Genomic DNA, 24913 nt, shown 5'->3' with positions numbered 1-24913 from the left:
AAAGCAAATGGCGTGTTATGAAAAGGGGATTTTTCCGGGTATGGTTGCTGCTACTTGTTGTCGGCAATTTTTGGTGTAAGGAAGCAGTTGCACAACGATTCGACTGGCGCAGCCGGATTGATGAGTTGGTGCACAAAGCGGATAGCTTATCCCTGGTTTCACAACAGACTTTTCATATCAACAAATTCCTCACTGATGATCGCCCCATCCGGGAAACCTGGCATTACACTGTTTCCGAGGGAAGAGTGGTGATTTTTGAGATCCATTATTTTGTCGATACTATAGAATACCTGGAGGTGTATTATCTCGACCGCGACCAGGTGGTTTGTACCGAACAATACGTAATCGAATACCCTGCGCTGCAGGATGACCGGATCAGATGGGGCGCTGTGGGCTTTTTCCAGGGCCCATTTGTAAAGCAATTCGTGACCATGGGTTCGGTTCCTGATCAATACAGCCGGCTTTCTTCCTATGATTTATGGTCGCGGTTTAAATCCCGCTACCGAGAGCTTACCGCACAGCGAACCCTGCAGGAAAAAAATACCAAAGGCGCTATCTTCGCGCCATGACAGGAATTGATGCCGTTACGCTGGAAAAAGCGATCGTTCATAAAGTAGGAAATCCGACCCGCGGGGAAGCATTGCAACTTTCGCCTAACACACTTACGCTTAATGATGAAATTGTACGAGGATTATTGACCCGCTATTTCCTGGCTCCCTTCAATGAACACGATGTTTATCATTTTACACATATCAGCGATCTGGAGCTGAATGATGTATACCAATATGCCAAAAAGATTTTTGATGATCCGGGTAGTTTTCAGAAAGTATCAGTTTTCCTTGCACAGTTGCTCTATCAGAAATCCACGCATGCAAGAGTAAAGGAAGGGGAATTGTATGTGGTGTTGTTTGATAAGTTGTTAGTGGATGGGGAAGAAAAGAAAGCATTGGGCTTATTTAAATCTGAAACCAAGGAAACCTTCCTGAAAGTGTTTTCGCATGCGGGTGGCTGGGAGTTGGCGGCCGAGGATGGCATCAATATCAATAAGCTGGATAAGGGTTGTCTGATCATCCGGGAAAATGAAGCGGAAGGATATAAAGTGCTGGTGGTGGATACGACCAATAAACAGAACGATACCCAATACTGGATCAGTGAGTTTTTACAGGTACAGCCTTATACGGATAGCTACCACCATACCAACCAGGCATTGGGACTTTGCAAACTCTTTATTGAGAAAGAGTATGCCGAGAAATTTGAAGTAAGTAAATCCGATCAGATTGATCTGCTGAATAAGTCAATGGATTATTTCAAGTCGAAGGAGCAGTTCAATCTCCAGGAATTTGCAGATGAAGTGATTCATCACCCCGAGGTGGTGGACAGTTTCATGGATTATAAACGACATTTTGAAGCCAATCGCAACTATGTGATTGATGAAGAATTTGATATCCACCTGGCTGCTGTAAAGAAACAGCAGAAAGTATTTAAGTCGGTGCTCAAACTCGACAAGAATTTCCATGTGTACATCCATGGTCGCCGCGACCTCCTGGAACGCGGTTATGATGAGACGGTAGGGAAGAAGTATTACAAGTTGTACTTTGATGAGGAGGCCTAGTATGGAAGAGGAGGCAAAGGAGGCAAAGGAGACAAAGGAAGCAAAGGAGACGGGAGGGATGGAAGATGGGCTTAGGAAGATGGAGAAAAGGAGGAATGGAAGAATGGAAGATATCTGACCACCTGATTTTATTGAGAGGTTAAAAATTACTTTGAATATAGCTTAATGTCTGGAGATTAGTGGAACGGTTGCGGAACAATTCACTGACGCTTCACGGACGGTTCGAGAACAATGAAATAAGAGTGCCGGAACGGTTGTAATTGACTGACTGGTTAGAAAAAAGAGGTCGAATGGACGGAGAAAATCACCCGAAAGGCAAAAAAGTGAGATGTCAGACGTGAGACGTGAAACGAAGGAGACAAAGGAGGCGAAGGAGACTAAGGAGAAGGGGAACCCCTTTCACCCTTGTCTCCCTTCTCCTTTGTTTCCTGTCTCACGTCTCACGTCTGACGTTTCACATCTTCCATCTCACCAACGTCGCGCCCCAGGTAAATCCACCCCCAAAGGCAGCAAATACCAGCAGGTCGTCTTTTTTCAGTTGATCCTGCCATTCCCATAAACAGAGCGGAATAGTAGCTGCGGTGGTATTTCCGTAGCGCTGAATATTGATCATCACTTTTTCCTTATCAAGACCCATGCGTTCTGCAGTGGCATCAATAATACGCAGGTTGGCCTGGTGGGGTACCAGCCAGGCGATATCAGCACCAGTTAACTTATTTTTTTCCAGCAGGTCGGCACTTATATCAGCCATACCCTTTACCGCAAATTTGAAAACAGTTTTACCTTCCTGGAAAGCAAAATGTTCGCGGTTGGTAACTGTTTCGATAGTAGCAGGATAGGCTGATCCTCCGGCTTTCATGTTCAGGAAATGGCGACCACTTCCATCTGTTCGAAGCAGACTGTCAAGGATACCATATCCTTCTTCGTCCGGTTCCAGCAGCACCGCGCCGGCTCCATCCCCAAACAGAACACAGGTATTACGATCGGTATAATCTACAATGGCACTCATTTTATCGGCACCCACAACCACCACATTTTTGTACCGGCCACTTTCAATATACATGGCCCCTGTTGTAAGCGCGAAAAGAAAGCCTGAACAGGCCGCACTCATATCATAACCCCAGGCATTTACTGCGCCAATCTTGTCGCAAACAATGTTGGCAGTAGCCGGGAAAACCATATCGGGAGTAACAGTTGCTACAATCAGACAGTCGATTTCTTCGGGTTTCATCCCCCTTTTACTCAGCAAATCCAATACAGCAGGTACCGCCATATCGGAAGTAGCTTTGCCTTCACCACGTAAAATTCTTCTTTCGGAAATGCCAGTTCTGGTACGGATCCATTCGTCGTTGGTGTCAACCATTTTCTCGAGGTCAGCGTTGGTTAACTTATCCTCGGGAACAAAACCGCCTACGGCTGTAATGGCGGCTGTAATTTTTTTGGTCATGCGTTTAATTTCAAAAGCGGCACAAATTTAGGGGTAATAGTTTATTTTGCAGCCTATGATCGCTTTTCTCAAGGGGAATTTCACGCTTCTTACACCCACTTTTGTTCATATTGATGTTCAGGGAGTTGGATATGAGGTCTTTATATCGTTAAACACGTATGGTGAAATTCAGGGTAAAACCCAGGGCATGTTGTATACTCACCTCCAGGTTCGGGAAGATGCCCACCTGCTTTATGGATTTGCCACTACAGCCGAAAAAGATATGTTTTTACAGCTGCTGGGGGTGAATGGAGTTGGTGCTTCCACCGCCAGGATGATGCTCTCTTCCCTGAAACCGGAAGAAATTTCAAGGGCTATTATCCAGGGAAATGCGAAACAATTGGAGTCTGTCAAAGGAATTGGCAAGAAATCTGCAGAGAGAATAATTCTCGAACTTCGAGATAAATTCACCAAGCAGTCGTTGGATCTAAATAATTCAGTGTCAATAGGCAATACAGCAGAAACCGATGCGTTAAATGCTTTGTTGGCACTTGGAATTGCTCGTCCGGCGGCTGAAGTAGCACTCCGTAAGTCTATGCAATTACACCCAGGTTCTGACAAAGTAGAAGAAATTATCAAATCAGCACTTAAAAACCTCTAAGCCTATAGCAGGAGTTCTACCTAACTAATTACCTGGGAAAAAACTGTGGGCATTTTTCGCATGCATGGTGGGCGTCTCCTACTGATCATTTCTATGATCCTGGCATTTCTTTGCCCGGGATTGCCTGGATATTCGCAGCAGGATTCCTCACGCAATCCGCAAGACACAGTTCCAAAGGTTCCTGGGGTTAAAGCTCCTGACACCCTACGCTTCCCCCTGGAAGACCGCCGCGCAGAGCAGGGCATCCGAAAAAACCCCTTCGACCTGAACGATCCTTCAAACATCAATAAATCTGTTGAGTACGATCCGATTACCCGGCAGTATTTCATTGTCGAGAAAATTGGTGATAAATACTACCGGACGCCTACCTACATGACGTTTGAGGAGTATCTCCGGTACCGGGCAGCTATCCAGGAACGGGATTATTTCCGCCAAAGGGCTGATGTACTGAGCAGCCTGAACAGAAAAAACATCAAACCCAAATTGTCGGTTTCCGAATCTTTCTTCAACCGCATATTTGGCGGGGGGAAGGTGGATGTACGGCCTATGGGTAATGTTGATATTATCGCCGGCTACCAGGGACAAAACATCAAAAACCCAACCCTTCCTGAAAGAGCCCGTAGAAATGGTGGTTTCGATTTTGATATGAATGCCAACCTGAGTGTGCTGGGGAATATTGGCAATAAGATGAAATTGCCTATCACCTATAATACCCAGGCCAATTTCGATTTTGAAAACCAGCTCAAACTGGATTATACCGGCGGCCCGGATGAAATCATCAAACGGATTGAAGCTGGTAACGTATCTTTTTCTACAAAGGGCTCTTTGATTCCGGGAGCGCAATCCCTTTTTGGTATCAAAACCCAGCTACAATTTGGTAAATTATTTATTACCGGTATCCTGGCTAACCAAAGAGCGCAAAGGCAATCACTCGGATTGGTTGGAGGAGCTGCTACCACCAATTTTGAATTTAAAATCAATGATTACGAAGAAAACCGGCACTTCCTGATGTCGCAATTCTTCCGTAAAAATTATAACAGGGCGATGGGCAGTCTGCCTGCTGTGAACTCCCTCGTGAATATTCTGCGCCTCGAAGTGTGGGTTACCAACCGGAATGGTGCTACTACCGAAACCCGCGATATCGTAGCACTGGCTGATCTGGGTGAGCGTTTTCCTTTTAATTTCCCAACCCCCGTAACACCTGATTCCCTACCCTCCAATACGGTGAATGGTTTGTACCAGGCCCTGGTTTCTGACCCCGCCAGTAGGCGATCGGCAACAGTTACCGGTAAACTGGGTAGTTTGGGTTTACGTCCCGTACAGGATTTTGAAAAAACCTTTGCCCGGAAACTAGGTCCCAATGATTATTATTTCAATCCACAGGTTGGTTTTCTATCCCTGAGCCAACCTCTTCAGCCAGATGAGGTATTGGGTATCGCGTTTCAGTACAGCTACAATGGCAAGATCTACCAGGTGGGTGAATTTTCGCAGGATGTGCCTCCCGATACCACCGCCATCATTGCAGGTAATCCCAAAGTGTTGTTCCTGAAAATGCTGAAAGCAACTTCCCAGCGAACCACCCTTCCCATTTTCGACCTCATGATGAAAAACGTGTATGCTCTGCGTACGCGGGATGGAGGTTATATCTCAAGTGTGCAGCCGGCAGATTTCAAACTCAACGTATTATATGAAGAGCCCAGTCTGGGTACCAAACGCTATCTGCCTGAAGGTCCCAGAACCGGCATACCTCTTATTACAATCTTAAACCTCGACCGCCTTAATAATAACCGGGACCCTCAACCCGATGGGGTCTTTGACTATATTGAAGGCTTTACTGTGATATCCAACCAGGCAAGAATTATCTTTCCTTTCCTGGAGCCTTTTGGTCGCGACCTCGACAGTGTTGCCTTCCAGGGCGTGCCACAGGAAATCAAGGATAAATATCTTTTCCTTCCACTCTATGATACCATTAAAGAGATTGCCAAAACCTATGCGAACCTGGATCGTTTCATCATCAGTGGTACAGCAAAGGGACAGGCAACTTCTGATATCCCGCTGGGCGCATTCAATGTGCCGCAGGGATCGGTTACTGTTACATCTGGTGGTCGTACGCTCGTAGAAGGTATAGATTACATGGTGGATTATAACCTGGGTTCCGTAAAGATCATCAACCAGGCAATTCTCAATTCCGGCATACCGGTTCAGGTAGGCTTTGAGAACAATGCCACTTTCGGCATACAGCAACGAAATTATATGGGGGTCCGGTGGGATTATATGGCCATCAACACTGTGAAGGAATCCTTTACCATTGGGGGACAAATCGTACGCTTGGGTGAACGCCCCTTCTTCACCAAAATGAATTACAATGAGGATCCGATCCGCAATACCATGTATGGATTGGATTTCAGTTACAGGGCCGAAGCACCCCGACTCACCCGATGGCTGGATAAAATCCCTTTTTATAAGACCACGGAAATGAGTACCATCACCGCTTATGGTGAGGGAGCTATTCTGAAACCGGGTCACCCACCACAGATCGGTAAGGGAGAGAGCGGACTTATTTATGTAGATGATTTTGAAGGCACGCGTAATAGTATTGATCTTCGCTTCCCGCTGATCAACTGGACCCTGGCTTCAACTCCACAGGGAAATGGTTTGTTCCCCGAAGGTGAACTGACTGATTCATTGGCCTATGGGTATAATCGTGCCAAGCTGGCCTGGTACAATATTGAACCCAACCTGCAGGATCGCAGGGCACCGAATAACCCGCTGACTTCCTTTTTCCCGAATGATTATTTCCTGGATCCCAAGATCCGCGCTGTAACGCAAAACCAATTATTCCCTGCGCGAACACCTGATTTTGGAACCGCCCAATTGATTACGTTCGACCTGGCTTATTATCCAAGAGATCGTGGTCCGTATAACTTTGATGCAAGACCGGGAAGTGTCAATGCCAATGGTAAACTACTGAATCCTGAACAACGTTGGGGTGGTATCATGCGAGGCCTGGACCAGGTGGATTTTGAAACCGGTAATGTGGAGTTCATTGAATTCTGGATGCAGGATCCTTTTCTGGATAATCCCAACAGCAATGGTGGTCAACTCTATTTCAACCTGGGTAATATTTCAGAAGATGTGCTGCGCGATGGTCGCAGGTTTTTTGAAAATGGTTTACCAACTCCCAATATTCAGGCAACTGTTGACTCCAGTTCTGCCTGGGGAAATACACCTAATAACCCGATCCAAGTAACAACAGCCTTCAGCAACGATCCTACCGACCGACCCTTCCAGGATGTTGGTTTCGATGGTTTGGATGATGATGCAGAGCGCAGAAAGTTCAATGCTTACCTGAATCAGCTGGCTGCTAATTTTGGAACCAACTCACCTGCTTATCAACAGGCATTGGCGGATCCTGCAAATGACAACTTCCGCAATTACAGAGATGATTTTTACAATAACCCGGAGGGCGACATCCTGGCGCGATATAAGAACATCAATAATCCGCATGGCAACTCACCCATCGCGGCAGCGAACTCAACTGTAACAACCGCATTCACTCTATATCCTGATCAGGAAGACCTGAACCGCGATAACACCCTGAATGAACTGGAAGAATATTTTCAGTATCGTGTGAACCTGCGTCCGCAGGACCTGGTAGTGGGACAGAATTATATTACGGATGAACGCATTATTGCAGGTGAAGGCCCTCAGCGGAAATGGTATCTCTTCCGCATTCCAATTGCTGAGTATGAACAGAAAGTGGGAAATATTCCGGACTTTAAATCGATTCGTTTTATTCGGATGTTCCTGACCGGCTTTGAAGATTCTGTTGTAACCCGTTTTGCCAAACTGGAACTGGTGCGGAACCAATGGCGTCGCTTTGCTTTTGAACTGGATACAACAGGTACCTATAAACCACTACCTGCAAATTCACCTACCGAATTTAATGTGCTGGCTGTGAATGTGGAAGAGAATGGTTCCCGTCAGCCAGTGAACTATCTGATCCCTCCTGGCATTCTGCGTGTTCAGCAATTAAGTAATAACAACGTTAACATCCTGCAGAACGAACAGGCTATGAGTATGAAGCTCTGTAATCTTCCAAGCAGAGATGGTCGCGGGGTTTTCAAAACGATGAACCTGGATTTGCGTCAGTATGGTCAGATGAAAATGTTTGTGCATGCGGAAAGTGTGGTTGGCTCTCCTGCTGTGCAAGACAATGATCTTTCTGCCGTGATCCGGATAGGTAATGATTTCGTAGGCAACTATTACGAAATTCGCATACCCCTTAAGGTTACACCATTCGGACGATATACCGATTCGCAGGCAGATATCGTTTGGCCTCAACAAAATGAGTTGAACCTATCCATTCAGCGCTTGATCAATCTAAAGCTGAGCAGAAATAATTCCACGCAGAACAATCTCTATTATTCTGAAACAGATGAAGATGGAAAAACCTATGCCATCTTTGGTAACCCGAACCTGGGTGAAGTGAGAGGTATGTTCCTTGGAATTGTGAATAATTCTGGTGCGCCTGTATGTTCCGAAGTTTGGTTCAACGAATTGCGTTTGTCATCATTGGATGAGAGTGGTGGTTGGGCTGCTACCGGCCGGGTTGATATCAAACTGGCGGATCTGGGAACTGTTTCTTTATCTGCTGCTGCACGCAGTATCGGATTTGGTAACCTGGAGCAGAGAGTAAATGAAAGGAGTCGCGAAAACTTTACACAGTTTGATGCGGCCACCAACCTGGAACTGGGAAAACTGCTGCCTGAAAAAGCAGGTATGAGTATTCCGGTTTATGCGGGCTATTCTCAAACTGTATTGACGCCTGAATATGATCCCTACGATCTGGATGTAAAGCTGAAAGACAAACTGGACGCTGCCAGTGGCTCCGACCGGGATTCTATCCGCCAGGATGCTGTAGATGTGACTACAACTAAAACAGTCAATTTTACCAATGTTCGTAAACTCAATACTTCTGGGAAAAAACAGAAGATCTACAGTGTAGAGAATTTTGATGTAAGTTATTCCTATACCAAGGTGGAACGTTTCAGTCCCTTGATTGAATCAGAAGAGATGGCCAAACACCGGGCGGGATTGGGATACAATTACGTTGGCACTCCAAAATACTGGGAACCCTTTAAGAAAAAGTTCAAGGGACCATCCAAATGGTACGACCTGGTGAAAGAGTTTAACCTGAACTATGCGCCTTCTTTATTAAGCTTCAGGGCAGATGTGAATCGTCAGTTTGGAGCAATTCGTCCGCGTAATGTGGGAGGACCCAAAGGCATCATTCCTGAAACCTACGACAAGTACTTCACTTTTGATCGTTATTATAATTTGCGCTGGGATCTGACCCGGTCGCTGAATATTGATTTTACTGCGGTCAACCGGGCAAGGGTAGACGAAGATTCAGGCAGACTGGATCAAAGAGAACGCCGGCGCATGTGGCAATTGTTCTGGAGAGGAGGACGTAATACAACCTATGATCAGTCGGCCAATATTACCTATACCTTACCAACTGCAAAGGTACCGCTGCTCGACTGGACTACAGTGAGAGTAGGCTATACGGCCCGTTACAACTGGCTGACAGCTTCGCAGGATGAGTTTGCCAAGAGCCTGGGAAATTTCATATCGAATGGACAGGAGAAAAACATGGCGGCGGAACTGGATTTTACGAGGTTGTATGCAAAATCAAGGTGGTTGCGCGCCATCGACTGGGATGCACCTAAACCAGATAAATCAGCTGCGAAGCCTGCTCCGGATACGGTTCGTACCAAGAGAGGAAAATTGAAAATCAAGCGGGATCCGAATGACTTGCCGGAGATAGGAACAGTCGTAAAAATCGTTGGAAGAATTATAACTTCCGTGAAACGGGTAAGTGTGCAATACAGTGAAACTGGATCCACTTCACTGGCGGGTTATACGGACAGTACCAAATTCCTGGGCATGAATACTCGAACCACTGCACCGGGCTGGGGATTTGTTTTTGGAAAGCAACCGGATACCTCCTTTATCAATGATTTCGCGCGAAGGGGACTCATTACTAATAACCCACTATTAAATAATCTGAACCGGCAGGACTTTAACCAACGGTTAAGCATAACCGCACAATTGATGCCGGTACGGGATCTGATGATTGACCTGAACCTGGATAAGTCGTTTGGAAAGAATTATTCGGAATTGTATAAAGACACTGTGGGTAATGGAAGTTTTGCAAGACTGAGTCCTTATGTAGCAGGCTCCTTTAATGTGAGTTACATTTCCTATCAGACCCTGTTTGGAAAATTCCAACCCAATGAGGTAACGGAAACCTTTAAACGTTTCCAGGAGAACCGGATCATTTTGAGTGAGCGGAATGCAACCAAGAATCCTTACTGGCAGCAATTGGATCCTACAGAACAACGGTTGTCGGATGGCTTTTATACAGGTTATAGCAGGTATGCCCAGGATGTATTAATACCTTCCTTCATTGCAGCATACACAAACAAAGACCCTCAATCGATTTCTTTGATTGAACAGGATAACAGCAGTGTGCGATCCAATCCTTTCCGAAATATTCTGCCCAAGCCCAACTGGCGGGTAACGTATACTGGGCTCACCAGAATACCGGGACTTGAAAAAACCTTTACCAATGTAACCCTGACGCATGCGTATAACAGCAACCTCAGCATGAACAGTTTCAATAACAACCTGCTCTTTGCGGATCCGCTGGCATTGAATGCGCCTGGTTTTATTGATACGGCTACCGGTAACTTCTATCCTTATTTCCTGGTACCGAATATTTCTATTTCCGAGGCCTTTGCTCCCTTCCTGGATATTGATATGCAATTCACCAACCAACTCACCCTGCGCTTTGAATATAAAAAGAGCCGACAGTTGAGTCTGAGTCTGATCGACTTCCAGTTAAGTGAAGCGCGATCGGAAGAATTTACACTGGGAGTAGGCTGGAGGAAGAGAGGTGTGAACCTTCCTTTCAAGGTGAAACTGCCAGGAAGCAAACAGGCTTCCAAGGAATTGTCAAATGATCTGAACATGCGACTGGACCTGGGCTTACGGGATGATGCAACCGCTAATAGTCGCCTTGACCAGGAAGCTGCCTTGCCAACAGCTGGTCAGAAAGTGATTACCATTTCGCCTTCTATTGATTATGTATTGAATAACCGGGTGAACCTGCGACTCTTCTTTGATCAGCGCAGAACCATTCCAAAAATATCTACATCGGCTCCGATTACCACCACCAGGGCCGGATTGCAGATCCGGATTTCCCTGGCCCAGCAATAAATTTTTTAGGGGGTGTAACAATTTGCTTTGGCCTGTATCAAAGTGGAAAATGAATTCCATGAAATCGATACTTATAGCAATTGTTTTTGTTTTTCAGATAACGCTGGTGTTGGGTCAGGCTCCTGCCATTCAGGTTGAAAAATCAGGAAAAGGAACGCCGGTTATTTATCTGCCGGGCTTTGGCTGTCCGGGCAGCATCTGGCATGAAACAGCAGCCTTCCTGGGAAAAGGATATAGCTCACATTTTATTACTTATGCCGGCTTTGCTGGTACTGCGGCCATTGATACACCCTGGTATTCAGCAGTCAGAGACGGATTGGTTGATTATGTAAAGAGCCAGAAGCTTAAAAAAGTATACCTGGTTGGGCATAGCATGGGGGGCAACCTGGCAACTGATCTGGCGGCGCTACTTCCGGATAGAATAACAAAAGTTGTGCTGGTGGATGCCATTCCCTGTATGCGGGAGGTGATGATGCCGGGAGTGAAAGCGGAGCAGATAAAGTATATTAGTCCGTATAATAAACAGTTATTGGAAATGCAGGCGGAACCTTTTAAAAAAATGGCGGCGGGTATGTCATCAAATATGACCCAGTCGAAGGAAAAAGCAGACAGCATTACCAACTGGATGTTGAAAGCCGATCGGAAAGTATATGTATTTGGATACACTGATTTGTTGAAGCTGGATCTAAGACCGGTACTGCCATCTATTAAAGCACCAGTACTAATATTGGGCGCTGGCTTTCCTAACAGGGAGATGATTGAAAAAAATTACAACAAACAATACGAAGCTTTATCAAACAAAGAAATTCTCATAGCAGATAAAAGCAGGCACTTTATCATGTTTGATGAATTTGAATGGATGGCCCGCAACATACAACAGTATTTTTCCAAATGAGCAGGCAGTTCAGCAATCTATTTGATCAGTTGTACAGGGACTATGCTCCCATGGTAAAGCAGGTCTGTACCGGTTTTTTAAACGGTGATCTGGCATTGGCTGAAGATCTTGCCCACGACGTTTTTATCAACGTATGGAATGCCTTATCAAAATTCAGGGGAGAAGCCAACTACAAGACCTGGATCTATCGGATCACTGTAAATAGTTGTTTGCAATATTTACGAAAGCCGGGAATGAAAGCCGGACTGGCTCCTGAACATCTTGAAAATATAAGGGATCAGGATACTGAAGCAACTGTAAAAGGGCAGGAGCAGGTTAGTGAGTTGTATCGTGCCATCGGACAACTGGCAGAAGTAGACCGGCTTATAATAATGATGGTGCTGGATGAACTTGAATACGATCAGATCGCTTCGGTTATGGGTATCAGTGAGGCGACACTCAGGGTTAAAATTCACCGGATAAAAGAACGAATAAAAAAATTACTACGCCATGCAGGATGAATTATTTGAATGGAAACAGTCCTGGAAAAAGGAACAATCGGAGGCGAAAGAATCAATGCATACGGATTGGTCAAAACAGGCAACTGCAAAAAGAAATGCGAGTCTTGTATCACAATACGCAACTATTGTGATACTGAGTTGCACGGTGCTTTTTATTTATTTGTTCCTGGTGCGCTGGTATCCGTATTCAACAGTTGCTGGTAAAACGGGAGTAGGATTGATGATTGGCACCCTGCTATTCAGAATTCTGATAGAAGGATTCAGTATACAGAAAGCTAGAAGTATCAAAACCTGGTTGTCTGCAGAAGCCTATACAAAAGCGACCATTCGTTATCGTAGCTTTAGGAAATTTGTGCATGGGCCGGTTACGATATCCATAGTAGTGATTTACCTGGTTGGTTTCTATTTGCTTATGCCTGAATTCAGCCGGCATGCTCCTTTGTGGTTAACGGTTTTATGTTGCGCAAGTGTACCACCAGGCGCATTTATTATGATTCAGCAAATCCGCAAAGGCATCAAAAAAGAAATGGCTATCCTACAGGATTGGATCAAATTGAATTCAATGTTGGACAGTTAGAAATAACCACATTAGGGTATTGTTCAGGCTTTAATTAGTGGGTACTTTTGTTGTATAGCAACGCTAAAAATTATTGCAGGACGGTTGGTTTAACTAAAGAGGCCAGGATTTGATCCAGGCCTCTTTGGTTTTTATTTGCCAGTGGTGGCAGTTCGTTTATCAGTTCGTTTGAATAACATCACATATCCGCAGAGGTCCTTTTGTTTGTTGTTAATCTGGACGGGCTTGATGATATGATATTCACTGGCTACCGGTTCGTAAGTGAAATTAATGACGTTGGCAGAGGGATCCTTTTTCAGATTTTTCCGGTAGATCACCATTTTCTCCATGTAGTCGTACATACGTACTTCATGTAACCTTGATTCCGGGTTTCCAACATATACAAAACTATACCATTCTCCCTGGGTAAGGGGAACGATGATGGGCATTTCATACTGGCTTTCCATCTGCATGCTGGCTTCTCTCATCAGGGAAAATCCATGGGCAGAATAATACCGTTTTAAACTGTCGATTTGGTGCTGGACCGATTGGGTCTGGCAGGTCTGCTGCCGGATCAGGTCCTGGGCTTGTGTAGTGCCGGTTAGGGCAATGGCCGCCATGGTGAAGGCAGAAAAAATAAGGTTTTTCATCCTAACAGTTTTCATTTATCAAATCGATACCATGGTTGTTGGACTGCTTACTTACCACAAAAACCAGGCTGGATTTGAACAGGGTTTGGAATTCCAGAAATAAACGTCAGGATGGGGCTGCTATTGTAAGACGGCTGGTTTTTTATTCTTTATGGAAAAGATAAGCATTGGCCTGTGCTGTGCAGGTAATTTCCAGGTCGTTGATACAAACATGGGCAGGCTGGCTCGCGCAGAACCAGATGGTTTCCGCAATGTCTTCAGCATCAAGGGGTTTAAAGCCCGTGTACACAGCATCTGCTTTCTCGGAGTCCCCTTTAAACCGCACTTTGGAAAACTCGGTTTCTGCGGCTCCCGGATGAATGGCTGTAACCTTTATGCCATGCCGCAGTAAATCCACCCGCATGGACCTGGAGAGGGCATCCAGCGCATGTTTGGAAGCACAGTACACATTACCTTTTTCGTAAATCTCTTTGCCGGCTATGGAGCCCATATTGATGATATGCCCTTTATTGTGCGCGATCATATGGGGCAGCACAGCGCGGGTCATATAAATAACTCCTTTCAGGTTGGTATCGATCATGGTTTCCCAATCATCCATGTCGGCTTCATCAAAATAGTCCCTTCCTAGTGCCAGCCCTGCATTATTAATCAATAAATCAATCTTCTTCCAGTTATCTTCCAGGCTTTCTACTTGTTGGAATACTGTTTTCTTATCGCGTACATCAACTACCAGCAACCGGCATTTTGTGCCGAACATATTATGCAGCTCTGTTTCCAAAGCTTGCAGCCGATCGCCTCTCCGGCCTGTTAAAATCAGATCATATCCTTTTTCTGCCAGTTTTCTGGCGGTAGCCCAGCCAAATCCGGAGCTGGCACCAGTAATCAATGCAATATGTTTCATGTAAAAAAGTCCTTTGTGGTTACCGTATCAGAACTACAGTTCCTTTTTTGAAAATTACTTTTCCTGTATAATCACGACCCTGCACCATCCATACATAGGTATCTGTACCCTGGTCTCGCCCTCCTACCTTGCCATCCCAGCCACCTCCGGAACTCGAGCTGCTATAAACCATTTGTCCCCATCGGTTAAATACCCTGAAATAGTCAATTTGGGCAATACCTACCGGAATGGGACGGAAAATAGGGTTGGTAGCTTTACCCGGCGTAAAGGCATTAGGGACGAAAATATCAGGTGCAGTAGTAAATACAGTTACATTGATAGTATCCAGCGCAAAACAATCTTCAGGAGTTGAAACCCTTACGATATACGTTTGGTTCTGGGTGATATTGGCAACCGGGTTCGAAATAAAGGGGTCTGTTAATCCTGTTGAAGGCTCCCAGCGATAAATAGCTCCGCCTGTGGCATTCAATTGGAGTGGTTGTCCGACAACAATAGCCGTATCATTTCCTGCAAAAGCGGGTACAGGGGGGCGTACACCAACCAAAACAGTATCTCTTCCGGGTTTGGGGCAGCCAATAGTATCAGTAACGGTCAGTACATACCGGGTACTGAATCGTGGCAGGGCAATTGGGGTAAGTGTATTAGCATCCAGCAATGTGCTTTGCGGCGACCAATTGAAGAAGGCTCCCTGTATAGTTCCAATTAGCAGGGTGGAATCGAGATAACAAATAAACCGGTCTTCTCCGGCATCTGCACCCGGATAGGGTACTGCACGCACGGTAATCTGGTCAGTTGCTGAACAGCCACCAATCCGGGCAGTTACAGAGTAGGTTGTTGTGGCAGTTGGAATTGCAAAAGGTGTTCGACTGGTAGGATCATCCAGGTCAGCTGCGGGCGTCCATTCATAGCGTAAGCCATCACCAAATGCAGCAAGGGGAACAGGGTCAGTCAGACAAATGGTTGTATCAGGAGCTGTACTTAACGTAACCTGATCAACTACCCGAACGCGGATAGAGTCATTTGCAGTACAGCCATTATCATTCAGATTCACCCTGTAAGTGGTGGTTACTTTAGGTTCCACAATAGGGTTGGGGGTGTTTGCAAACCGAATATTGTAATTGGGCGTCCAGGTGAAAACTGGGTTTAAAGTCCCTGGTGCCGTGGCTATCAGAGGCAACTGATCAATACTGCAAATCAATGTGTCTTTAAAAGGTAATACCAGGTTGGGGCGATCCCGGACTTCTACCTGGACTGTAGCTGTACCCCTGCAGCCTTTGTCACTTTCCACTTGTAAGGTTACAGTCTTTATTCCCAGGGAGTTGAACTTATAAGAAGGATTGCGAATAGTAGCAACATCGGTATCGGTTGTTTCATCGCCAAAATTCCAGGCCCATTTGTTCACTGTTCCATATCGGCTCCTGGTGGTATCAACAAAGCTGAAAGGGGTAAGCAGGCAGGAACCTAAGAAAGTAAAACCGGGGAAGAATCCGGGATATACTTTGGCCAGTGTGGTAGTTGAATCCACACACTGTCCGCCGGCTAATAAAACTTTTAATTTAACAGTGTAGGTGCCGGAATCAGCATATTGGTGCTGTATTTGTCCCAGTGCAGTTGAAACCGTATCATTATCGGAACCGTCTCCGAAATTCCAGATATAAACAGCTCCTGCAGGATTCGCCTGCCCGTTTTGAAAGGTCACATTAAAATCGTCGCAAAAACTATAATCCGGGTCCAGGAAGGCTCTTAAAGGCTGGCAGTTAGAAACAGATATATGAATATCTTTTCGATGCGTGTTGATTAATATGCCCCGTCGGTATTCCCGAACACAGGCAGTAACTACATATTGCCCCACTGCATTAGGGGCTACTCCTGTCATCAGTCCGGTGTTCCGGTTGATGCTGACAGATCCACCCAGTGGGTTGGTTCCATTGAAACCTCCCCTGTAATTGATGGAAGAGTGTGGTGGATTGGAAGTTGGATTGGGAGAAGTACAGGTTACACATACACCTGGTTCGCGTCCGCCCCCTACAAATGCATTACAGAATTCATAAGCCAATGAATCGCCGTCCTGATCTTCTGCTGAAAAGTCGAACGTGAAATTGGTGCCTACACAAATGGCAATGGCATCATTTGGGTTAAAGCTGGGACTGGAGTTATTCAATGCATCATTCAGCGCCCTGGTGCCTGGTATTTCACAGGAGTAGGTAGCTCCTACATCACCACTGTTTCCTGCTACATTTCGGATGTTGTCAATCCGGCAACAGCGCTGGAAAGCAACAGAATAGCCATCGTCTGAGTCAGGCAAGGTTACCACAACAGTATAATAACGAAGGCGGTAACAAATATCAGTTGGTGGGTTGAGAATACAGGGGTTGGAATTGGGATCGTATTCAATTCGCTGCTCATTGGTAAAAGGAGCAGTAACGCTTTGCAGCAGACTGATGCCACCTGTCTTTCTGAAAATACTAAAGGATACACTACCGTCCAGTTGGCCTTCACCCCGCGCACTACAATCGACATATAATTTGAGTGTCAGTTCATACCTCGAGGTATTTGGTTGGGTACCGGCACCCAGGTATCGGTATGTTAACTCACCCCCCCGAATATGCGCAGCTAATGCAGCAGAGCTTATCCCAAACAACACCAACAGCAGTATACCGATTGTTTTCATTTAAAATGGTTAACTGACTACATCGGTGTGCTGGAAATAAAATCAACTAGTGCCTGATTGAAGCTTTCGGTTTCTTCCAGCATACCCATGTGCCCGGACTTTTCAAGTATATAAATATAGGACAAATCAGGGAGATATACCTGTTGCATGGAGTCTGTAAAAGGTACTGCCTGATCCCCCCTGCCAACAATAAACAAGACCGGGAAATTGGCCTTCTTCAGGATATGCGTTCTGTCGGGCCGGGCCATCATGGCTTCTAAAAAGGCTGCCAGTGATTCCGGTTTTATGTAAGCATGCCGGGCTACCAGGTCACTTATTAAACCGGTCATGGGTAACCGATTTTCTTCTGCAAACAAATTGGGTGTGGAGGCTTCCAGGTAGGGGAGGGATCCCTGTTTTTTGATAAAGGCTATGCTCTTACGCCGTGTTTCTATTTTTGCCTCACTGTCTGCGAATGCACTGGAATGCAATAAACCGAGACCATTGATTCTGTCCGGGTATAATTCAGCAAAAGCCAGGCTGATATAACCGCCCATAGAATGCCCTAGTAAAATACAGCTATCGATTTTCTCTTTATCGAGTATATCCCGGATACCGGTTGCCATGGATTCCATGGTAAGTTCTGATTCTGGTTCTGTTTGCCCTGTTCCCGGTAAATCCGGTAGGATGAGTTGGCAGTGTGAGTCAAGGAATTCAAGTTGTTGTTTCCAAATGCGACTGTCTTCTCCAAACCCATGGATTAATACCACAGGTTTTCCGGTTCCAATAAGCTGGTAATGCATCAGGTAGTGGTTTTAGCAGTTTTCTTCCTGGTTAAATATACAATGCTCGACCAGGAAACCAGGAGAATTGATAACACAATCATAATCCAGGAGATCCAATCGCCGAATCGAACAAACAGGGTTTGTTTGTCGATTGGTTGAATTGCTTGCTTAATGGTTGCAGAAGAATCCCATCCCTGTTGCTGTACAATGGTTCCGTAGGGGTCAATAAAGGCGCTGATGCCTGTGTTAGCACTTCTGACCACCCAGCGACGGGTTTCGATGGCACGCAAACGCGCGTAGGCGAGGTGTTGTTTATGTCCGGCAGTATTTCCCCACCAGCCATCATTTGTAATAATAACCATAACGTTTGCCCTGTTTCTGAAAAATCCTGTCATGAAATCTCCATAAATGGATTCATAACAAATAGCAGGGGCGATAGCCAGCCCGCTGTTTTGATCCACCAGTACGGTTCTTTCCTCCTGTTTGGCATAACCTCCGGTAGTACCTCCAAACTGTTCAAACCATTTATCTAAAAAGCGAAGGAAAGAAGGGAGGGTTTCTACTCCGGGTACCAGTTTGGACTTGTGGTAACGGCTAAGGATACCCGAACTGTCGAGCAGGGCAGCCGTGTTATAGGCTTCGTATTTCAGATTGGAACCGGGAATGGGACGAGCATAGGGGGATTCCGTATCCTCAGGCAAAAATCCGTATGCTTCAATACCAGACAAGAGCCTGATCTTAGGGTGCCTGCTTAAAAAGTTCCAGATCGGTTCCAGGGAACTGTTCTGTCTTAATCGTGCTTCATCCAGACCATTGGGTGAATTGATGGCTGTTTCTGGCCAAACTACCAGTACCGTCTGGCTGTCAATGGCAGCTTCACTTAGCCTGATTAATTGTTGTAGTTGCTGCTCCTGTGTGCCAGGAAAAAATTTCGCATAGGGATCAATGTTGGGCTGAACAACTACTGTGTTTTTTTGATTGGTGATGGTTGTTTCTTCCTTGCTTAGGGTGAAATTTTTTACCACAAAAGAAATCGCAACAGGTACACCAATGGCGATAAGCAGTAAGCTTCCTGCCGGCTTTAACTGAGGACGGGAAGCATGAGGAAGTTGAATGAGTTTTCGGAAGAACAATATGTTTACAAGTAATACCCAGAGCGTACCACCGGATGTGCCTGTGAATTCGTACCACTGAATCCAGTTGGTGGTATTGGCAAAAACATTTCCGAGGGTTAGCCAGGGCCAGCTTAGTTCCCAGTTGAGATGGATATATTCAAAGGTCATCCAGCAGGCAAGGAAAGCCCAGTAACTGAATTTGGTACCCAATCGCTGGTGAACATTGTAGAAGGCAAGCCAGGGAAGGCTCATGAAAGCGGAATTGGCAATAATGGCGCCTATTGCACCAACATCTGTGGAGTTCCAGATCCACCAGGTAGTAATGCTGTTCCAGATCAGCATGGAAAGAAAGGACCAGGCAACGAAGGCGAATTTGGATGGTCCCTGCTCAAGCAGGTAAAAAAGAGGAACAAAGGCTATAAAAATCAGCAGGGTGGTTGGCATGGGTGGCCATGCTGCTGCTAATAAAAGTCCGCTTGCAACAGATAAAAGAAAGGGATGAAACTTCTTCATTCCAACGAAAATAGTTCATCCCTCTTTAATTATTTCCTGCTATAGTTAGGAGCTTCTTTCGTGATATCCACATCATGCGCGTGGCTTTCCTTCATGCCGGCATTTGTGATCTTAGTGAAGCGGGCTGTTTTTTGAAGGGTTTCCAGATCTTTTGCTCCGCAATATCCCATGCCTGCACGCAGACCACCTACAAACTGGGCAACTACTTCTTTCAGGTGGCCCTTATAAGCAACTCGTCCTTCAATACCTTCCGGAACCAGTTTTTTAATATCGTCTTCCACATCCTGAAAATAGCGGTCGCTTGAACCCTGGGACATGGCCCCGATAGAGCCCATACCCCGGTATTCCTTGAATTTCCGGCCTTCGTAAATGATGGTTTCGCCCGGACTTTCTTCAACTCCGGCAAACACACTACCCATCATTACGCAACTGGCTCCGGCTGCCAGTGCTTTCACCATGTCACCGGTATACCGGATGCCTCCATCAGCAATAAGAGGAATGCCCATTGGTTGAAGAGTGCTGTAGGCTTCCATTATTGCGGTAAGTTGTGGAACACCAGCACCGGCAACGATGCGGGTGGTGCAAATGGAACCCGGACCAATACCCACTTTTATGCAATCAGCACCTGCTTCTGCCAGGGCTCTTGCTCCGTCGGCTGTACCTACATTCCCTGCTATTACCTGTAATTCTTTAAAATTCTTTTTGATGTTTTTTACTGCTTCCATTACGCCCCTGGTATGACCATGTGCAGAATCAAGGGTGATTACATCCACACCTACATGCTGGAGGGCAGCCACTCGGTCAAGCATGTCTTTGGTAATACCTACCGCTGCGCCAACTACCAGTCGACCAAAGGAATCTTTGTTGGCATGTGGAAAACTATGCAATTGCAGGATGTCGCGGTAAGTGATAAGTCCGGCTAGTTTGCCATCCTTCCTTACTACCGGCAGTTTTTCAATTTTATGTTGCTGAAGGATTTTTTCCGCTTTTTTCATGTCGGTTCCTTCAGGTGCAGTAACCAGCCGGTCTTTTGTCATCACCTCGCTCACTTTTTTCGCCTTGGCTGTTTCAAACCGAAGATCTCGGTTGGTGAGTATACCTACCAGTTTATTATTCTTATCAACAATCGGAATACCGCCAATTTTGTTTTCTTTCATCAGGCGAAGTGCGTCACCTATGGTTGCATCCGGTGATAAAGTTACCGGGTCGAGGATCATGCCACTTTCGCTACGTTTTACCTTGCGTACCTGTTCAGCCTGGCGTTCAATGCTCATATTTTTATGAAGCATACCAATTCCGCCTTCTCTGGCCAGTGCAATTGCCAGCTGCGCTTCTGTAACAGTATCCATGGCTGCTGAGAGCATGGGGATCTGTAGAGAAATGGTGCGTGTGAGTTTGGAACGAATGGAAACCTCTCTTGGTAACACTTCTGAATAAGCGGGAACCAGGAGCACATCATCGAAGGTCAGGCCTTCACCAAAAAATTTGTGGGATAAATCGAGTTTTCGGGGAGTGGTCTTTCTTGTTGCCATGTGCAAAGATAGGATGCCGCCAGGGTATGTCCCAAATTTTTGTCCCGCCACCCCCTGCTCAGGAAAGTGTATATCTTCTGCCGGGTAATAATTTGATAACACCACTTAATTCCAGGTCGAGAATGGCTTTAGCGGCGGTACCGGATTCCAGTCCGCTTAAAATGTACAACTGATCAAGAGGTAATATGCCATGTTTTCCCAATAGGTGAACCAGCAGGGTGGAGGAGGGGTCGAGGTCAGGTAGTAATCCGAGCTGAACAGGCTGCCTGGAACCGCTTTCTTTCTCCTTCCATTGCATTTCTTCGAGAAAATCTGAAACGCTGGTAAACAGGATAGCTTTCTGATCGCGTACCATCCGGTTGCATCCGGCACTGGATTTATCAGACAACCTGCCGGGAAGTACAAACACCGGAATATTGTAACTATTGGCCATACCTGCAGTAATTACACTACCTCCCCGTATGCCGGTTTCAATTACAATAACCGCTTTACTGATACCTGCTACAATTCGATTGCGAATTGGAAAATGATGGCGTTGTGCTTTGGTGCCAATGGGGAATTCTGTCAGTAAAGCACCTCCACTTTTAAGGATTTCTTTTGCCATTCCTGTATGGGCAGAGGGATAGATATGATCCAACCCATGTGCCAGCACGCCGATGGTAGTACAATTCTGTTCCAGCGCAGTTCTGTGCGCCAGACCATCAATTCCATAGGCCATTCCACTGATGATGCAGATATTATGTGCCGCGAATTCTTTTACCAATTGTTGCGTAAGCTGTCTGCCATATTCGGTATGGTTGCGGGTACCAATTATTGCAACAGTTCGCGGTAGGTTGAGAGACACAGTTCCTGAATAATAAAGTAAACTGGGTGGATCATAACATTCTTTCAGAGAAGCCGGAAAATCAGGATCTCCATAGCCGATCAGTCGTATCCCTTTGGCTTCGGATTGCTGCACCAGTTTTTGACATTCAGGAAAGCCTGCATATTCCCTGATTTGCCTGGCACGTTGCGGACCAATTCCTTCAATAGCCTGGAGTTCCCGGACAGAGGCGGAGAAGATGGCTTTGGCAGATCCGAAATGTTCCAGTAAGAGCTTCGCATGTACATAACCGACAGATCCTACCCTGGTCAGTGCAACCTGGCAATACTTTTCCTCTTCCATAGATTTCTTTCCGCCAATTTAGTTCTGGGGAAGGAGCTGAGCAAGCGTGAAAAAACGGTTATTCGCTGGTTACTTTCACCTCTGTTCTCCTGTTTTTGGCCCTGCCTTCTTCTGTGTTGTTGTCAGCAATAGGCTGGGTTGCGCCAAATCCTTTAAAGCTCAGACGGGCCGCCTGGATGCCATTTTTGACAAGGTAGTCCACAACAGCCTGTGCCCTTGCATTGGAAAGTGCCAGGTTGTCGGATGCTTTACCAACTGCATCGGTGTGACCATTAATCTGGATTCGTAAACTTGGATTGTCTTTCAGCAGCTGTACGAGTTTATCCAGTTCTACTTCAGAAGAAGTATTTAACTCTTTACTACCGGTTTCGTAAAAAATGTTCTTAAGTATAATACTGGCATCTTTTGTAATGGGCTGTAATTCGATATCAATCACATAGGTGGAATCGGGGGCACGTTGACTTAACTGAAAACTCTCTGAATAAAACAGGTAGCCTTTACGGTTTACATTAAACGCGTAATCTCTACCGGTTGGTAAGGTGATCAGGTAATTACCGGTTTCATCTGTTTCCACGAGGCTGATTACCTGTCGGGTACTGATATCCGTTAGTTCAACTGCAGATGGAAGGCCTTTTTTGGTTTTACTGTCGCGAACGGTTCCTCTGATCCAGATGGTTTTGGTTGGGCGAACGCCTTCGCGCATGGTAAAAGTATAAAGATCGAGACCTCCTCTGCTATCCGCCCGGTCACTTGCGTAGTAGGCCGTAGTACCATCTGCTGTGATGACCAGGCTGCCTTCATTTTCAATCGTGTTGATGGGGTATCCCAGGTTTTGGGGAAGTGAGAAACTGCCTTTCGGACCTTTTCTGGCAACAAATAGGTCATCTCCTCCATAACCAGATAAACCGTTGGACGTAAAATAGAGGCTTTGGTTATCGGCATGGATAAATGGACAGCTTTCATCGCCGCTGGTATTAATTTCTGGTCCGAGGTTTTCAGGTTCACTCCAGCGACCATTGGGTAAACGATGACTTACCCAGATATCGCTGCCACCAAAGCCATCGGGTCTGCGACTGGCAAAATAGAGATCGCGGCGATCTGGTGAAAGGCTGGGAGCAGATTCCCAGAATTCGGTGTTGATTTTGGGCCCAAGGTTTTGTGGTTCTGTCCAGCCGGCCGGTGTATTATAGGAAATATACAGATCGCAACTACCATAGCTGTCCGGGAAATTACAGCCGGTAAAGATCAGCCACTGGCCATCGAGTGAGATGGACTGCGCGCCTTCATTGAGGTTGGAATTGATCTGGCCTGTTAATCCTTTGGCTGAGCTCCAGCCTTCACCGGATTTGCGGGTTTCAAAAAAATCCTCATTTCGGTTACCCACGCGGCGGGTGAATACCAGTTGCTGGTTATCTATGGTGAGTGCCGGATAGTATTCTGATACGGTGCTGTTGACTGAGTCCCCCATATTCAGCGGGGTGAATCTATAGGAGGATAGCTCCGGTTTTGCAGCCTGCTCCAGTGCAAACAAATAGGTTTTGCGGCGGTAGGAAGAAGCCCGTTGACTGGATTCATTCAGGTCGTTGATGGTCATGAAGCGATTCACTGCTTTTAATGCATCCTGGAATCTACCCAATCCGGCCAGGTTGATAGAGTAGGGAAGATTATAATCGCGGAAATAACTGCTGTCGATGCTTTGTGCCTTTTCATAATTGAGCACCGCCTGTTCATAATTTTTGAGTTCACCGTACATGCCGGCGATGGAGAGCCAGGCATCTGCGAACTGGGGATCAATTTTGACTGCTTCCTGTAAGGTTTTGATGCCTTCCGGAAAATAACCTTCTTCGGCCTGTTCCATGGCTTTCTGATACAGCTTCAGTGCCTTGTTATTTACTTTACCCGGATTATAAACCTGTGCCTGCAGGGGGCTCAAGCTTATAAATAATATGATTGCCAACAGGCAAAGAAGATTGGATTTAAACTGCATATGCATAGCAAACGAAATTTAGGCCATTTTATGCAGGTACCCAATGCTTTATGGTACATTTATGAATTTGTGACTCTGGATGCTGAGTTCCCACTGGGGATGCGCCTTAATGTAGTCAATTATGAGTGGCAGCATTTCCGACTGTTTATCCCATTCGGGTTGCAGGTACAATTTACAGGTAGGAGAAACTTGCGCTGCATATTTTTCAGCCCAGACAAAATCGGTCTTGTTGAAGATCACCACCTTTAATTCATGAGCAGCAGCTATGACTTCGGGAAGGGGAAATTTGAACTTTTTGGGGGAAAGGCAGATCCAGTCCCAATACCCACTAAGAGGGCTGGAGCCGGATGTTTCTATATTGGTTTCGAAACCTTCCTTTCGCAATGCCAGGGTGAGTTCATCCAGGTTGTAGAGCAGGGGCTCTCCTCCGGTAATTACGGCCAGCCTGCCCGGATGTTCCAATGCTCCCTTTACAATTTCAGCTACTGCCTGCTGTGGATGTTTGGATGCATCCCAGCTTTCTTTTACATCACACCAGACACAACCTACATCACAGCCCCCCAGCCGCACAAAATAGGCTGCGCGGCCCTGGTGAAATCCCTCGCCCTGGAGGGTATAGAATGATTCCATTATGGGAAGCATGATATGGAAGTATGAATTATGAATTAGGAATTATGAATT

At 46.0% G+C, this 24913-nt stretch carries 17 protein-coding genes; 7 read left to right on the top strand and 10 right to left on the bottom strand.

What is annotated here, in order from left to right:
• The first annotated feature begins 17 nt into the window (after positions 1–17).
• A complete protein-coding gene (locus MD536_RS08760) occupies positions 18–569 on the top strand; it encodes a hypothetical protein (protein ID WP_239597906.1) in 552 nt (183 codons plus the stop codon).
• A complete protein-coding gene (locus MD536_RS08755; RefSeq protein ID WP_239597904.1) occupies positions 566–1612 on the top strand; it encodes a nucleoid-associated protein in 1047 nt (348 codons plus the stop codon). Before MD536_RS08760 ends, MD536_RS08755 begins: the two co-directional genes overlap by 4 nt.
• A gap of 454 nt (positions 1613–2066) precedes the next feature.
• Here MD536_RS08755 and MD536_RS08750 read toward each other — a convergent pair whose 3' ends face one another.
• Complete coding sequence (locus MD536_RS08750) at positions 2067–3059, bottom strand: beta-ketoacyl-ACP synthase III (protein ID WP_239597902.1); 993 nt, start codon at positions 3057–3059, stop codon at positions 2067–2069.
• Between the two features lie 55 nt (positions 3060–3114).
• On the opposite strand from MD536_RS08750, the gene ruvA reads away from it, so the two are divergent.
• The 5 genes from ruvA (at position 3115) to MD536_RS08725 (ending at position 12955) form a co-directional block, all read left to right on the top strand.
• A complete protein-coding gene (gene ruvA / locus MD536_RS08745) occupies positions 3115–3699 on the top strand; it encodes a Holliday junction branch migration protein RuvA (protein WP_239597900.1) in 585 nt (194 codons plus the stop codon).
• Between the two features lie 93 nt (positions 3700–3792).
• The gene (sov, locus tag MD536_RS08740) at positions 3793–10983 is read left to right on the top strand and encodes a T9SS outer membrane translocon Sov/SprA (protein WP_239597898.1); all 7191 of its coding nucleotides are present in this window, start codon (positions 3793–3795) and stop codon (positions 10981–10983) included.
• A 58-nt stretch (positions 10984–11041) separates the two neighbouring features.
• On the top strand, positions 11042–11878 hold the full coding sequence (locus MD536_RS08735) for an alpha/beta fold hydrolase (RefSeq protein ID WP_239597897.1): 837 nt from the start codon (positions 11042–11044) through the stop codon (positions 11876–11878).
• Entirely contained in the window at positions 11875–12378 is a 504-nt protein-coding gene (locus MD536_RS08730) for an RNA polymerase sigma factor (RefSeq protein WP_239597895.1), read from the top strand. The genes MD536_RS08735 and MD536_RS08730 overlap by 4 nt, the downstream gene beginning before the upstream one ends.
• The gene (locus MD536_RS08725; RefSeq protein ID WP_239597893.1) at positions 12368–12955 is read left to right on the top strand and encodes a hypothetical protein; all 588 of its coding nucleotides are present in this window, start codon (positions 12368–12370) and stop codon (positions 12953–12955) included. Before MD536_RS08730 ends, MD536_RS08725 begins: the two co-directional genes overlap by 11 nt.
• 131 nt (positions 12956–13086) lie before the next feature.
• Here MD536_RS08725 and MD536_RS08720 read toward each other — a convergent pair whose 3' ends face one another.
• From MD536_RS08720 to MD536_RS08680, 9 genes are all read right to left on the bottom strand, one after another.
• The gene (locus MD536_RS08720; protein WP_239597892.1) at positions 13087–13584 is read right to left on the bottom strand and encodes a hypothetical protein; all 498 of its coding nucleotides are present in this window, start codon (positions 13582–13584) and stop codon (positions 13087–13089) included.
• Positions 13585–13726: 142 nt separating this feature from the next.
• Positions 13727–14485, bottom strand: coding sequence for an SDR family NAD(P)-dependent oxidoreductase (locus MD536_RS08715; RefSeq protein WP_239597890.1), 759 nt, complete (start codon positions 14483–14485; stop codon positions 13727–13729).
• A 19-nt stretch (positions 14486–14504) separates the two neighbouring features.
• Positions 14505–17156, bottom strand: a complete 2652-nt coding sequence (locus tag MD536_RS08710; RefSeq protein ID WP_239597888.1) for a PKD domain-containing protein — start codon at positions 17154–17156, stop codon at positions 14505–14507.
• A gap of 17 nt (positions 17157–17173) precedes the next feature.
• Positions 17174–17938 (bottom strand): alpha/beta fold hydrolase, encoded by a 765-nt coding sequence (locus MD536_RS08705; protein WP_239597886.1) that lies wholly within the window; start codon positions 17936–17938, stop codon positions 17174–17176.
• On the bottom strand, positions 17938–19548 hold the full coding sequence (gene lnt / locus MD536_RS08700; RefSeq protein ID WP_239597885.1) for an apolipoprotein N-acyltransferase: 1611 nt from the start codon (positions 19546–19548) through the stop codon (positions 17938–17940). Before lnt ends, MD536_RS08705 begins: the two co-directional genes overlap by 1 nt.
• 29 nt (positions 19549–19577) lie before the next feature.
• Positions 19578–21080, bottom strand: coding sequence for an IMP dehydrogenase (gene guaB, locus MD536_RS08695; protein WP_239597883.1), 1503 nt, complete (start codon positions 21078–21080; stop codon positions 19578–19580).
• Between the two features lie 58 nt (positions 21081–21138).
• Complete coding sequence (dprA, locus tag MD536_RS08690; RefSeq protein ID WP_239597881.1) at positions 21139–22245, bottom strand: DNA-processing protein DprA; 1107 nt, start codon at positions 22243–22245, stop codon at positions 21139–21141.
• 58 nt (positions 22246–22303) lie between these two features.
• Positions 22304–24238, bottom strand: coding sequence for an OmpA family protein (locus tag MD536_RS08685; RefSeq protein ID WP_239597880.1), 1935 nt, complete (start codon positions 24236–24238; stop codon positions 22304–22306).
• Between the two features lie 42 nt (positions 24239–24280).
• Positions 24281–24862: a 7-carboxy-7-deazaguanine synthase QueE gene (locus MD536_RS08680; RefSeq protein ID WP_239597878.1), complete on the bottom strand. Its 582-nt coding sequence runs from the start codon at positions 24860–24862 to the stop codon at positions 24281–24283.
• Positions 24863–24913 lie beyond the last annotated feature (51 nt).

The organism is Flavihumibacter cheonanensis (assembly GCF_022352215.1).
Taxonomy (GTDB): Bacteria; Bacteroidota; Bacteroidia; order Chitinophagales; family Chitinophagaceae; genus Flavihumibacter; species Flavihumibacter cheonanensis.
Note: the sequence above shows the minus strand (reverse complement) of the source record. Positions and strands in the feature narration are given on the sequence as shown.

Excerpts from the sequence above, each read along its gene's own strand:
- MD536_RS08760 (WP_239597906.1), top strand. The coding sequence starts at position 18 with ATGAAAAGGGGATTTTTCCGGGTATGGTTGCTGCTACTTGTTGTCGGC.
- MD536_RS08705 (WP_239597886.1), bottom strand. The coding sequence starts at position 17,938 with ATGCATTACCAGCTTATTGGAACCGGAAAACCTGTGGTATTAATCCAT.
- sov (WP_239597898.1), top strand. The coding sequence starts at position 3,793 with ATGATCCTGGCATTTCTTTGCCCGGGATTGCCTGGATATTCGCAGCAG.
- MD536_RS08735 (WP_239597897.1), top strand. The coding sequence starts at position 11,042 with ATGAAATCGATACTTATAGCAATTGTTTTTGTTTTTCAGATAACGCTG.
- MD536_RS08725 (WP_239597893.1), top strand. The coding sequence starts at position 12,368 with ATGCAGGATGAATTATTTGAATGGAAACAGTCCTGGAAAAAGGAACAA.
- MD536_RS08715 (WP_239597890.1), bottom strand. The coding sequence starts at position 14,485 with ATGAAACATATTGCATTGATTACTGGTGCCAGCTCCGGATTTGGCTGG.
- lnt (WP_239597885.1), bottom strand. The coding sequence starts at position 19,548 with ATGAAGAAGTTTCATCCCTTTCTTTTATCTGTTGCAAGCGGACTTTTA.
- MD536_RS08750 (WP_239597902.1), bottom strand. The coding sequence starts at position 3,059 with ATGACCAAAAAAATTACAGCCGCCATTACAGCCGTAGGCGGTTTTGTT.
- MD536_RS08685 (WP_239597880.1), bottom strand. The coding sequence starts at position 24,238 with ATGCATATGCAGTTTAAATCCAATCTTCTTTGCCTGTTGGCAATCATA.
- MD536_RS08680 (WP_239597878.1), bottom strand. The coding sequence starts at position 24,862 with ATGGAATCATTCTATACCCTCCAGGGCGAGGGATTTCACCAGGGCCGC.
- MD536_RS08755 (WP_239597904.1), top strand. The coding sequence starts at position 566 with ATGACAGGAATTGATGCCGTTACGCTGGAAAAAGCGATCGTTCATAAA.
- ruvA (WP_239597900.1), top strand. The coding sequence starts at position 3,115 with ATGATCGCTTTTCTCAAGGGGAATTTCACGCTTCTTACACCCACTTTT.
- MD536_RS08730 (WP_239597895.1), top strand. The coding sequence starts at position 11,875 with ATGAGCAGGCAGTTCAGCAATCTATTTGATCAGTTGTACAGGGACTAT.
- guaB (WP_239597883.1), bottom strand. The coding sequence starts at position 21,080 with ATGGCAACAAGAAAGACCACTCCCCGAAAACTCGATTTATCCCACAAA.
- MD536_RS08720 (WP_239597892.1), bottom strand. The coding sequence starts at position 13,584 with ATGAAAAACCTTATTTTTTCTGCCTTCACCATGGCGGCCATTGCCCTA.
- dprA (WP_239597881.1), bottom strand. The coding sequence starts at position 22,245 with ATGGAAGAGGAAAAGTATTGCCAGGTTGCACTGACCAGGGTAGGATCT.
- MD536_RS08710 (WP_239597888.1), bottom strand. The coding sequence starts at position 17,156 with ATGAAAACAATCGGTATACTGCTGTTGGTGTTGTTTGGGATAAGCTCT.